Origin of the sequence: Pseudoflavonifractor sp. An176 (assembly GCF_002160435.1) — a bacterium.
GTDB lineage: Bacteria > Bacillota > Clostridia > Oscillospirales > Oscillospiraceae > Enterenecus > Enterenecus faecium.
This window is the reverse complement of record NZ_NFKO01000024.1, coordinates 20,362-32,516: the sequence shown is the minus strand read 5'-3', so window position 1 is coordinate 32,516 and position 12,155 is coordinate 20,362. Positions and strand designations below refer to the sequence as shown.

Annotated in this window: 9 protein-coding genes and 2 tRNA genes; 5 read left to right on the top strand and 6 right to left on the bottom strand. The window is 62.0% G+C overall.

What is annotated here, in order from left to right; genetic code table 11:
- Nucleotides 1-396: 396 nt before the first annotated feature.
- Both B5F12_RS09200 and ftsH read right to left on the bottom strand, forming a co-directional pair.
- Complete coding sequence (locus B5F12_RS09200; protein WP_087233593.1) at nt 397-606, bottom strand: helix-turn-helix transcriptional regulator; 210 nt, start codon at nt 604-606, stop codon at nt 397-399.
- Nucleotides 607-693: 87 nt separating this feature from the next.
- Nucleotides 694-2,841 carry an ATP-dependent zinc metalloprotease FtsH gene (gene ftsH, locus B5F12_RS09195; protein ID WP_087233590.1) on the bottom strand — a complete coding sequence of 716 codons (2,148 nt, stop codon included), beginning with the start codon at nt 2,839-2,841 and terminating at the stop codon, nt 694-696.
- A 302-nt stretch (nt 2,842-3,143) separates the two neighbouring features.
- Between ftsH and rlmB the strand changes: the two genes are divergently transcribed.
- From rlmB to B5F12_RS09175, 3 genes are all read left to right on the top strand, one after another.
- Complete coding sequence (gene rlmB, locus B5F12_RS09190) at nt 3,144-3,908, top strand: 23S rRNA (guanosine(2251)-2'-O)-methyltransferase RlmB (RefSeq protein WP_087233587.1); 765 nt, start codon at nt 3,144-3,146, stop codon at nt 3,906-3,908.
- A 23-nt stretch (nt 3,909-3,931) separates the two neighbouring features.
- Nucleotides 3,932-6,343, top strand: a complete 2,412-nt coding sequence (locus B5F12_RS09180) for a hypothetical protein (RefSeq protein ID WP_158096793.1) — start codon at nt 3,932-3,934, stop codon at nt 6,341-6,343.
- Nucleotides 6,344-6,515: 172 nt separating this feature from the next.
- Nucleotides 6,516-8,846: a glycoside hydrolase family 3 N-terminal domain-containing protein gene (locus B5F12_RS09175; RefSeq protein ID WP_087233578.1), complete on the top strand. Its 2,331-nt coding sequence runs from the start codon at nt 6,516-6,518 to the stop codon at nt 8,844-8,846.
- A gap of 68 nt (nt 8,847-8,914) precedes the next feature.
- Here B5F12_RS09175 and B5F12_RS09170 read toward each other — a convergent pair whose 3' ends face one another.
- Genes B5F12_RS09170 through B5F12_RS09155 form a run of 4 tightly spaced genes read right to left on the bottom strand, consistent with a single transcriptional unit; the run spans nt 8,915 to nt 11,784 of the window.
- Nucleotides 8,915-9,475: an ATP-binding cassette domain-containing protein gene (locus B5F12_RS09170; protein WP_087233575.1), complete on the bottom strand. Its 561-nt coding sequence runs from the start codon at nt 9,473-9,475 to the stop codon at nt 8,915-8,917.
- Complete coding sequence (locus tag B5F12_RS09165) at nt 9,472-10,227, bottom strand: ABC transporter permease subunit (protein ID WP_087233572.1); 756 nt, start codon at nt 10,225-10,227, stop codon at nt 9,472-9,474. The genes B5F12_RS09170 and B5F12_RS09165 overlap by 4 nt, the downstream gene beginning before the upstream one ends.
- Entirely contained in the window at nt 10,217-11,257 is a 1,041-nt protein-coding gene (locus tag B5F12_RS09160) for an MqnA/MqnD/SBP family protein (protein WP_242954934.1), read from the bottom strand. The genes B5F12_RS09165 and B5F12_RS09160 overlap by 11 nt, the downstream gene beginning before the upstream one ends.
- A 23-nt stretch (nt 11,258-11,280) precedes the next feature.
- A complete protein-coding gene (locus B5F12_RS09155) occupies nt 11,281-11,784 on the bottom strand; it encodes a GreA/GreB family elongation factor (RefSeq protein ID WP_087233569.1) in 504 nt (167 codons plus the stop codon).
- Nucleotides 11,785-11,912: 128 nt separating this feature from the next.
- On the opposite strand from B5F12_RS09155, the gene B5F12_RS09150 reads away from it, so the two are divergent.
- Nucleotides 11,913-11,999 (top strand) — tRNA-Leu (locus B5F12_RS09150).
- An 11-nt stretch (nt 12,000-12,010) separates the two neighbouring features.
- A tRNA-Met gene (locus B5F12_RS09145) sits at nt 12,011-12,087 on the top strand.
- Nucleotides 12,088-12,155 lie beyond the last annotated feature (68 nt).

Genomic DNA, 12,155 nt, shown 5'->3' with positions numbered 1-12,155 from the left:
AAGCCCCTCCCCTACACCCAACAACGCAAGAAATTCGGCAATGTTCAGGGGCTTTTTGCGCCCGGCCCCCGGCAACTGGGAACAGTTGCTGGCCAGGGTAAGGCCCTGGAGGTAGAAGTTTATTTGCCATAGAAGCTGAAACTTACAATAGGATTGCCGTGCCATCTATGTGACCTCACCAAGCCAAGGGCCGAACAGAGGAAGGTGCACCCTCCACCAGTACCGCGGGGTGGATTCCACAAGGCGGGGGAAGGCCCCGCCTTTGGTGGGTCTTTGGTGACTTTCTGCCCAGTCAGAAAGTTACCCCAGCGGAGCGTCCCCGGCGGGGGCGCTGGTCTGCGCCAAGGAAATCGGAGAAGGACACCCCCTCAGTCCGCCGGAGAGCTGACAACTCCCCTAATTCAGTGGAGTCAGGCCGAGAATATCATCCGTGGAGACGTGGTAGTACCGGGCCAATTTGATGAGGTGACGAATGGGCAGCTCACTGGCGCCCCGTTCATAGCGGGCATACATGGTTTGAGAAGTCCCCAACATCTCGGCAATCTCACTCTGGGTCTTATCTGCGTCTTCCCGCAGGTCACGAATGCGTTTCTGGTAATACTCCATTTCTTTGTCCCTCCCATGGGTGGGTGTATCAACCGTATTGGAAAAAACGGATGCAGAATTGACTCTGCATCCGTTTTTGTCTGTTAGTTATTCCTGAGGCTGATCGGGCTTCTCCCCGTCGGGGGTCTGGTCTCCATCAGAGTCGGCCTCCGGCTCCTTGTCCTGCTCCGGCTCCTGAGAGGAGGCGGGGGGCATGGGCACCGGCTCGCTGACCATGTGGATGGCCCGGGCGGGAGGCTCGATGTTGCTGTCCAGGGTGACCTCTGCCAGAGCGGGGTCCCGGCCCTCGATGATGGCCACCATCTCGGCACCGGTGATGGTCTCCTTCTCCAACAGGTAGGCGGCGATCTTGTCCAGCAGCTCCCGGTTGTCCTTCAAAATCTGAATGGCCTCGCCGTGGCAGCGCTCGATGATGGCGCGCACCTCGTTGTCGATGCCGGCGGCGGTCTCCTGGCCGCAGGTCAGGCCCAGCTGGCCGTCCAGGTACTGGTTGTGCACCGTGGCCAGGCCCATCATGCCGTACTTCTCGCTCATACCGAACATGGTCACCATCTTGCGGGCAATGTCGGTGGCCCGCTCGATGTCGTTGGCGGCACCGGAAGAACGGGAGGCAAACACCACTTCCTCCGCCGAGCGGCCAGCCAGCAAAGAGCGAATCTCGGCCAGCAGGTCCTCCTCCGTCATGAGGAACTTCTCCTCCTCGGGCAGGTGGAGGGTATAGCCCAAAGCACCCTGAGTGTGGGGCACGATGGTGATCTTGGATACGGGCATGGCGTTGTTCTTCTGGAAATGCGCCACCAGAGCGTGGCCCACCTCGTGGTACGCCACCATTCGCTTCTCCTGCTCGGTGAGCACTGTGCCCTTCTTCTCGCTGCCTGCGATGACAAACTCGAAGGAAGAGAGCAGGTCCTGCTGGTTGACGGCCTTGCGGCCCTGGCGCACCGCCCGCAGGGCGGCCTCGTTGACCAGGTTGGCCAGGTCGGCACCCACGCATCCGGCGGTGGCCTGGGCAATCTTGTTCAAATCCACGTCCTCAGCCAGACGAATCTTCCGGGTGTGTACCTGGAGAGTGGCCAGACGTCCGGCCAGGTTGGGCCGGTCGATGGTAATGCGTCGGTCGAAGCGGCCGGGACGCAGCAGCGCCTTATCCAGCACCTCGGGGCGGTTGGTGGCGCCCAGGACGATGATGCCCTTGCCGGGGTCGAAGCCGTCCAGCTCCGCCAGCAGCTGGTTCAAGGTCTGCTCCCGCTCGTCGTTGCCGCCCATGCGGTTGTCACGGGACTTACCGATGGTGTCGATCTCGTCGATGAAGATGATACAGGGGGCCATCTTGTTGGCCTCTTTGAACAGGTCACGGACACGGGAAGCACCCACGCCCACGAACATCTCCACAAAGTCAGAGCCAGAGATGGAGAAGAAGGGCACGTTGGCCTCCCCTGCCACCGCCTTGGCCAGCAGGGTCTTACCGGTACCGGGCGGGCCCACCAGCAGGGCGCCCTTGGGCAGCTTGGCGCCGATCTCAGTATAGCGCTGGGGATGGTGGAGGAAGTCGATGATCTCCTCCAGGCTCTCCTTGGCCTCGTCCTGGCCTGCCACGTCCCGGAAGGTGACGCCGGTGGATTTCTCCACGTACACCTTGGCGTTGGCCTTGCCCACGCCGCCCAGGCCGCCCAGACCGCCGCCGCCCATCTTCTTGAACATGTAGCGGTAGAGGAAGACCATGGCCACCACCAAAATCAGGGTGGGAAGCACATAGCTGACCACTGCCATAAGCATGGACTGCTCACTGGTGATCATCTCAGATTTGTACTTGACACCATGCTCGCTCATGAGCGGGATGATCTCATCATCTGCCACAGGGGGCATGGCTGCCTGGAACTTCAATTTGTTTTTCTGGTCGCCACCCAGCTGGTCAAACAGCAGATTGCTGACGCTCAGGCTGGTGGAGCCGGAATTTTTGATTTTATCCTTGTACTCTTGCAGGGGGGCTGCGTCGTCCTTCAAGGTGAAGTAGTAGCCGTAGTTATCCATCTCCACCTCGGCCACATAGTCGCTGACCACCCACTCCCGGAAGGTGGAGTAGGGCACGGTGATGGTGCTGGCCGAGCGCATGGATACCACGCAGCTGTTGAGCAGCACCACCAGTAAGATGGCCCACACCACGATGCCGATGAAGCCCAGGGATGGTCGCTTTCTGTTGTCATTTTGATTATTGGGTCCATTGGGTCCCGCCATAGGGGTGTCCTCCTTAAAATCACACAAGCCGGGTAAGATTGCCCGGCGTTTTTCTCCTGAAACGGTTTCGTTTCACCATTTGCGAGAAGTATAACACATCTGAAAGGTAAAAACAAGAAATGTTCTTGGCCTGGGTGTAAACTTTCTATGACTTTGCCCGGATTCCCTGTTAGATTCTCCGTTTTCCCTCTTTTTCATCCGGCAAAACCGTGATATAATACTACGTCAACCATGAACAAATTTTTCTGCGATCTTCTGGATCGACTTTTATAATAGAGATCAGAACAAAGGAGCACGTTGCTATGCGCCAACAACACAGAGAGCAAAACAGTCCCGCCGACGGCATCATCGAGGGCCGTAACGCCGTTATTGAGGCCCTGCGGGCCGGCACCGCCGTGGATAAAGTCTATATCGCCAAGGGTGAGACCGACGCCACCCTGGGCCACATCGCCTCCACCGCCCGGGGTAAGGGCATTGTAGTGGTGGAAGCAGACCGCCGCAAGCTGGACGCCATGAGCGTCACCCACTCCCACCAGGGCGTCATCGCCGTGGCGGCGGTGCGGGAGTACGCCAGTGTGTCCGACATCCTCCAGTCCGCCCGGGACAAGGGGGAGGCCCCCCTGGTGGTGGTGTGCGACGAGCTCAGCGACCCCCACAACCTGGGCGCTGTCATCCGTACCGCCGAGGCCGCCGGAGCCCACGGGGTCATCATCCCCAAGCGCCGCTCCGCTGGTTTGACCGCCATTGTGGCCAAGACCTCCGCCGGGGCCGTCAGCTACCTGCCTGTGGCCCGGGTGGCCAACCTCACCGCCCTGCTCCGTGAGCTGAAAGAGGAGGGGCTGTGGGTGTTCGGCACCGCCGCCGACGGCGCCACCAGCCTCTATCAGGCGGATTTGAAGGGCCCCGCTGCCATTGTCATCGGCAGCGAGGGCAACGGCATGAGCCGCTTGGTGCGGGAGCAGTGTGACTTCCTGGTGTCCATCCCCATGCGGGGCCAGGTCAACTCCCTCAACGCCTCGGCCGCCGCCGCTGTGGTGTTGTACGAAGCCGTCCGCCAGCGCAGCTGAACCGCCGCAAAGGAGCACGCCCCATGTCTGAACGTTACGATCCCCAACAGCCCAACTACGCGTTGGATGATATTTTAGCCGAATTTAGCTCCACTTCCTCTGCCACATCCGCTCCGCCGCCCCCGGAGGAGCCGGAACTCGAAGAAGAGGAGGAGATTCTGGACGAGGAACAGGTAGAAGAGGCAGAAGAGGAGCCGGAAGAAGAGGCTCCCGCCCAGCCCCCGGTCCAGGACCCGGAGAAGGTAGAGGCCATTTTGCAGCTGAAAATGCGGCTGGAGAGCCGCCCGGACTCCCACCACCCAGACAGCGAGGAGGGGGAGGATTCCCCCGCGCAAGAGGCCGAAGAGGGCAAGGGCAAGGCCAAAGTGGTCCCCTTCCCGGAAAAGAAGAAGAAACAGGGGGAGCAAGCCCCCCAGCAGCCCCCGGTGGACGGCCCTGAGCCCGTCCAGTTTGAAAAGAAGGCCCCCACCCAGGAGGAGGAACCGAGCCAGAACCAGGATGACCAGGAAGCCCCGCCCATGCCCATCATCCAGCCCGCCACCCTGCTGCGCCACCTGGGCGCCCGCCTGTCCACCCTGAGCCGTCGGGCCGACCACTTCGCCGACCACATGTACGACCAGGCCGAGCCGGACGCGGAGACCAAAAAGGTGGAGACCTATCTGCCCGGCGTGGACCAGGAGACCCCGGTGCCCACGCCCAAAAAGAAAAAGGTACCCAAGCTGCCCAAGGTACTCAAAGCCCTCAGCAAACTCAAACGGCCCAAGCCCGCCCGGGCGAAGGTCAAGCCTGTCCCCCCGGACACCAAGCCCTCCGAGCTGGCCGCCCGCTATCAAAAGGGGTTGAAGGCCCGGCGCAACCGGGTGATCATCTCCCTGGTGCTCAGCCTCCTGGCCATGGCCCTCTCGGTGGATATCCCGGTTTCCATCTCCATCTCCGTGCCCGGGGTGTCCCTGACCCAGCTGCGGGTGTGGATTTTGTGTGGTCTGCTGGCCATTGTGGGCATTTTGTGTATGGAAGTGCTGGTGGTGGGCATTGTCCGCCTGTGTAAGCTCCACCCCCGGGCCGAGTCCCTGGTGGCACTGGCCTGGCTGTTCTCTCTCATCGACGGCCTCACCTTCTCGGTGTGGCCCCAGCGTGGGGAGAATCTGCCCTGCTGCGCCATCACCGCCCTGGGCCTGACCATGGCCATGTGGGGCCGCTACCTGCGCCAGCAGGGAGACCGGTTCTCTGCCAAGGCCGCCGCTCAGACCAGCGCCCCCTATGTGGTGTCCCTGGACGAGGACAAGTGGAATCACCGCCCCGCCTACTCCAAGTGGCCCGGCACCTCCCGGGGCTTCGGCTCCCAGCTGCAAATGGAGGACGGGGCCCAGCAGGCCTACGCCATCGCCGCCCCCCTGCTCATTTTAGCCTGTCTGCTCTGCTCTCTGCTGGCCTCTGTGGGCCAGGGAGCCGGAGAGCGGTTTGTGTGGGCCGCTGCCGCCACCTTTACCGCAGCGTCCTCTTACTCCTCTCTGCTGGCCTTTGCCCTGCCCTACAAGAAGCTGTCCTCCCGTCTTTATAAGGTGGGGGCTGCCATCGCCGGGTGGGCGGGGGTGCAGCGCTGCCGCCATGCGGGCATCGTCCTCACCGACGGAGACCTGTTCCCCCCCGGATGCATTCAGGTGTCCCAGTTTGAGCTGTTCGGCACCGCCAAGAAGGAAAAAACCGTGTCCTATGCCGCCACTCTGTTAAAGGTGGCCGACTGCGGCCTGACTCAGCCCTTCTATAAACTGCTGCAATCCACCGGCGCGCTCTACCGGGAGGCCTCCGGGGTGCGGTTCCACGAGGGCGGCATCACCGGCATCATCCACAACCACGACATCATCGTGGGCACCTCCGACTTCATGCACCTGGTGGACATCCCCCTGCCCCGGAGCATCCGGGTCAAGCACGCCATCTACTGTGCCGTAGACGGCAAGCTGGCGGCCATGTTCCCGGTCACCTACGCCATGCCCTCCACGGTGCGTCCCAGCCTGTCCACCCTCATCGGGTTGAAGGTGACCCCCATTCTGGCCACCCGGGACCCCAACCTCATCCCTGCCCTGCTCAGCTCCAAGTTCAAGCTGCCGGTGGATAAGATGGAGTTCCCCTCCACCGACCGCCGCCGAGAGCTGTCCGACGCCAACCAGCTCCACTCCACCCAGCCCGTGGCTCTGCTGTCCCGGGAGGGCGTGGGCGCCTTCTGCGACACCGTGCTGGGCTGCCGCCGTCTGCGCTGGGCCACCCGGCTGAGTCTGGTGTTTGCCCTGGCCGGGGCCGTCCTGGGTGTTTTGCTCACCTGCTTTATCGCCTACACCGGCTCCTACGAGGCCCTGAGCCCTGTGAACTTCTTTATTTTCATGCTGGCCTGGCTGGTTCCGGAATTGCTCATTGCGGGATGGGTCAACCAATATTGAGCCCATTGATACCATATTTTACCCATACACCCCGGACGGGGCCCTTTGGTCCCAACTCCGGGGTGTATTTTTTTCGTATTTATTGCACAAATATAGCTTGACAAGAAACTCACTTTTGCATTATAATGTCAACGCCAAATTGGGAAACCCCGTTGAAAGGAGAGACTGTTCTATGGACAAAAGAAAACTCTTGCAAAGAGTGGGTGCCTGTGCCTTAGCAGCGGCTCTGTGCGTCCCCTTCCTGGCCCCCACCCGGGCCAACGCCGCCTCCTCCCGTGTGGAGGAGATTCTGGGCAACATGACCCTGAAACAAAAGGTGGAGCAGATGCTCATGCCCGACTTCCGGGACTGGTCTACCACCGGAGAGGGCACCGCCCCTGACTTCACCGAGATGAACGATCAGGTGGCCCAGGTGCTCCACGACCACGACTTTGGCGGCGTCATCCTCTTCGCCGACAACGTCAAGACCACCGAGCAGAGCTTCAACCTGGTTCAGGACCTGCAGGCGAAGAACCTGGAGGGCAAGGACAGCCCGGTGCCCATGCTCATCGGCATTGACCAGGAGGGCGGCATTGTGTACCGTCTGGGCTCCGGCAGCGCTCTGCCCGGCAACATGGCCGTGGGCGCCACCGGTGACACCGAGTATGCCAAGCGGGCCGGTGCCATCATCGGCCGGGAGCTCAGCGCCCTGGGCATCAACACCGACTTCGCCCCTGTGGTGGATGTGAACAACAACCCCAATAACCCCGTCATCGGCCTGCGTTCCTTCGGCGACGACCCCTACAAGGTGGCTGACTTCGCCGTGGCCATGATCGAGGGCATCAACGCCTCCAACGTCATCACCGCCGCCAAGCACTTCCCCGGCCACGGCGATACCGCCACCGACTCCCACACCGGCCTGCCCGTTGTGGACAAGAGCTATGAGGAGATCAAGAACATGGAGCTGGTCCCCTTCCAGGCTGCTATGGATGCGGGCACCGACATGTTCATGGTGGCCCACATCGCCTATCCCCAGATTGACCCCACCATGAAGGACGGCAACTACATCCCCGCCACCGTGTCCAAGGTCTTCCTCACCGACATCGTCCGGGGTGACATGGATTACGACGGCGTTCTCATCACCGATGCCATGAACATGGCAGGTCTGGCCAATTTGTACACTCAGTCCGAGGCCTGCATCGAGTCCATCAAGGCTGGTATGGACATTCTGCTCATGCCCTGCGTGCTGGATCGGAACAGCAGCGTGGACAACCTGGACCAGATCATCGCCGACATCATGGCCGCTGTGGAGTCCGGTGAGATTCCCCAGAGCCGTATCGACGAGGCCGTCACCCGCATCCTGACCCTGAAGGAGAAGCGGGGCATTCTGGACTACGACCCCGCCGACTACTCCCTGGAGAAGGCTCTGGCCGCCGTGGGTTCCGAGGAGAACCGCCAGGAGGAGCGTGAAATCTCCGCCGCCGGTGTCACCGTGGTGAAGAACGAGGACAACACTCTGCCCATCCGCACCAAGGGCGGTGAGAAGGTGCTGCTGGTGGGTGCCTACTCCAACGAGACCCCGGGCCTGGAGCTGGGCTTCCGCCGCGCTCAGGCTGCCGGTCTGGTGGACGGCGTGGAGTATGAGTCCCTGATCTACTACAACGCCGACGAGGCCACCCAGGCCCAGATCAAGGACAAGATCGCCGAGAGCGACTACGTCATCGTCATCTCCGAGCTCAGTGGCTCCTCCATGAAGCCGGGCACCTGGAAGCGGGACATGCCCGAAATGATCGTGAACACCGCCCACGAGCTGGGCAAGAAGTCCGTGGTCATGAGCATCTCCCACCCCTATGACGTGCAGTTCTACGACAATGCCGACGCCATCATGGCCGTGTACGGCAACAAGGGCATGGACCCCACCGAGGGCCTGGTGCCTGACGCCGCCTTTGGTCCCAACGTCCCCGCCGGTGTGGAAGTGGCCTTCGGCATCTTCCCCGCCCAGGGCACTCTGCCTGTGAACATCATGGAGTATGACGAGGAGCAGGGCGCTTTCACCGACAACGTCTTTGCTCTCAACGGCCAGACCTATGCCAACGGCTACGGCCTGAGCTACAACGCTCTCTCTGTGGGCGACAAGGGCGAGATCACCGCTGTGCTGGGCAGCATCGCCGGCATGGATTCCTCCCTGTACACTCAGGAGTCCTGGACTGCGCTCCAGGGCGTGGTGAAGGAGGCCTCCGACCTGCTGACCTACAGCGCCCTGACCACCGACGAGGTGGCCGCTATGGTCTCCAAGCTCAACGACGCCATTGCCGCTCTGGAAGAGGTGGTCACTCCCACTGTGGAGCCCACCGCTCAGCCCACCGCTCAGCCTACCGTGGAGCCCACCGCCAAGCCCTCTGAGAAGCCCGACGTGCCTCAGACTGGCGACTCCGCCCAGGTGCTGTGGTATGTGGCCGCTCTGGCCTCCGCTGTGGTGTGCCTGGGAGCCGCCACCGTGGCCTACAAGCGCAGCCGCCGCTAATCCCCAACAGACAAAAAAGTACGGTCAGCTTTCGCTGACCGTACTTTTTTGCGATAAATCCCTGTTTTTTACTTGAGCTCCACCACCCGGTCACAGCTCTGGGCCAAGTGGGGCTCGTGAGCCACCAAAATCACCGGCTTGCCCAGGTCTCTCAGCCGCTGCAAAATGCGCTGAGCCCGCTGGGGGTCCACCCCGGTAAAGGGCTCGTCCAGCAGCAGCACTTCCCGCTCCAAGGCCAGACACCGCCCCAGGGCCAGCCTCCGGGCCATACCGCCGGACAGGACCGCAGGGTAGCTTTCCTCCTCCCCCTCCAGTTCCACCAGGGACAGCCAGTGCTGGGGGGCCATGGCGGGGTGGCGGGGGGCCACATCGGTGAGGTGTTGGAGTACCGTGCGCCAGGGCAGCAGGCGGTTTTCCTGAAAGAGAAACGCAGTCTCTGCGGGGTTCAGGCCGGAGATTTTCCCCTGTTGAGGCTGCATCAGCCCGCCCAGCACCCGCAGCAGGGTGGTCTTGCCGCACCCAGAGGGGCCCACCAGGGCGGTGACCCCGGACCGGGGAATGGAGACGCTCACGTCATCCAGGGCCACCTTGTCCCCGTATCGTACCGTGAGATGTTCCACCTGTATCATGTCGCACCCTCCCCTCTGGGTTTCAGCCACAGCCCCAGCAGCCCCTCCAGAACCAGGGAGAGAACCACAATCACCGCCGTCCAGGCAAACAGTTCCGGGGTCTCCAGGGCCTGCCGGGCCTGTTGAATGCTGGAGCCGATGGCGAATTTGGGCGGACAGAGCACCTCGGCGGCCACCCCGGACTTCCAGGCCAGGCCGAAACCATTGAGGAGGGCGGCGGTGAAGTGGGGGCGCAGAGAGGGCAGGTAAATGAGGCGCAGGGTCTTGAGGCAGGAGAAACCATAGGCCCGGGCCAGCTCCAGCAGCTGTCCGTCCACCGCCTTGAGCCCCGCCGTCAGGCTGCCCCACACCACCGGGAGCACCATCATTCCCGCGATGAGTCCGGGAATGTTGGCCCGGGCCACCCATAAGTAGACCAGCAAAATAAAGCACACCACCGGGGTAGCCCGCAGCACCCGGATGGCGGGGGAGAAAATCCGGTCCGCCCAGGTGGAAAAGTGGGTGAGAAAGGCCAACAGAGTGCCCAGCACCACCCCGCCCACCAGGCCGCATACCACCCGGGTCAGGGTGGACACCGCAGACAGCCAGAACTCCCCGGTCTGGCTCAATTCTACCAGGCATGCCGCCACCGAGGCCGGGGAGGGCAGCAGCAGGTCCCGCCCCACCCACCAAGATGCCAGCTGCCATACCCCCAGCCAGACAGCCAGGGGTATGGCAACCCGGAACAGTGTTTTCTTTCCCTTAGGGGACATAGTAGATGTCGTCATCCGGCAGCTTTCCGCCCACTGCGGTGGGGTCGATGGAGTAGAGTACCTCATAGTAGCCGCTGATGGCGGGTTTCATGTCTTCCCCGGACAAAAACACCAGGTTGCACTGGGGGATGGCTTTCTGAGCGATGGCGGCGGAGGGGGCGATGCCCAGGTCTGCCACCAGCTGCCCCGCCTCCTCCGGGTTCTCCTTGACATAGGTGACGGAAGCCTCATACTCCTCCAGGAAGGCGTCCACTGCCTGGGGGTGCTCGGCCAGGAAGTCCGCCCGGGCCACCACAGCGGACATGATGAGCTGGCTGCCGTTGTCCAGGTCGTTCCAGGCCGTGGTGAGGTCGATGGCGTCCCGGACGCTGCCCTTGCTCTTGGCAATGGCGGCGGTGGCAGCGGGGACGGGGAGCATGGCGGTGTCGATCTCCCCGGAGAGCAGCTTGGCGCTGATCTCGGTGGCGTCGGCAAAGACGATCTCCACATCCTTGTCCGGGTCCAAGCCATTCTCGGTGAGCAGGTGGCGGAGGATATACTCCGGGTTGGCCCCCTGTCCGGTGGCGTAGATGGTCTTGCCCTTCAAATCCTTCATGGACTGGATGGCGGTGCCGTTGCTCCCCTCCAGAATGTGGAGCACACCCTGGGTGCCCAGGGCCAGAATCTTCACATCCCCTTCGGTCTTGTTGTACAGGTTGGCGGCCACGTTGGAGGCCACCATGGCGATGTCATACTCCCCGTCGGCAGCGGTGAGCCCTGCCACCACCTCGTTGTTGTCGGAGGCCACGGTGTAGGTGTAGTGGTTGACGGTGTCGCCGTTGTCACTGCCCGACAGCAGCTTGGCCGCTCCAATGCCCGTGGGGCCGGAGAGCACCGCCAGGCGCACGTCCTCACCCTGGAACACCTCTTGGGTGGGCTGGTCAGTGGGCTGAGTGGTGGTCTCGGCGGCCTTGGGGCCGGAGCAGGCGGCCAGGCTCAGGGACAGGGCCCCGGCCAGCACCGCAGCAAGTAGCGTTTTCATCTTCTTCATGGTTCTTCTTCCTTTCTATCCAATTAGAAGGACACCAGGGGGGCCTCCCCGTTGTCCTCGCCCGGCTCAATGGCCCGGATGATCACGTCATAGCCGTAGTTGTCGTTGACCTGTACCGTCACCCGGTCCCCCACCCGGCGGCCCAACACCGCCCGGCCCACCGGGGACTCCTTGCTCACCAGGCCCTTGAGGGCGTCCTGGCGCATGGTGGTGACAATCTGGATGACCATCTCCTCCTCGTCGTCCTCCACATAGAGGGTGACTTTGTCGTACAGCCCCACCGTCCCCTCCTGGGATTTGTCCGAGATGATGGTGGCGGTGCGGATGACGTTCTCCAGGTACCGGCATCGGCTGTCATTGCGGTTTTTCTCCTGCTTGGCGGCCTTGTACTCGAAGTTCTCGCTGAGGTCGCCAAAGGCCCGGGCCTCCTTCACCGCCTCGATGAGTTTGGGCCGCAGCTCAAACCGGCGGTGATACAGCTCCTGGCGCATCAGTTCAATGTCCTTTTCGGTCAATTCCTTTCCCATAGCTGGTTCCTCCTATTCTCACCCAGTTTGGCACACCCCCGCTCTGCCGTCAAGAAGAATTTTTCCCGATTTTAAAATTTTCTCTTGACACAGCCCCGGGGCCATGGTATTATAATTCTTGCCCACGGGCCGGAGTGGCGGAATTGGCAGACGCCCGGGACTTAAAATCCCGTGGGAGAAATCCCGTGCCGGTTCGATCCCGGTCTCCGGCACCACAATTTTATATCGCGGGGTAGAGCAGTTTGGTAGCTCGTCGGGCTCATAACCCGGAGGTCGTAGGTTCAAATCCTGCCCCCGCAACCATAAAAACCACCGTTTCAGCAACGAAACGGTGGTTTTTCTTTATTTTTTCGCATATTTCAAAAATGGAG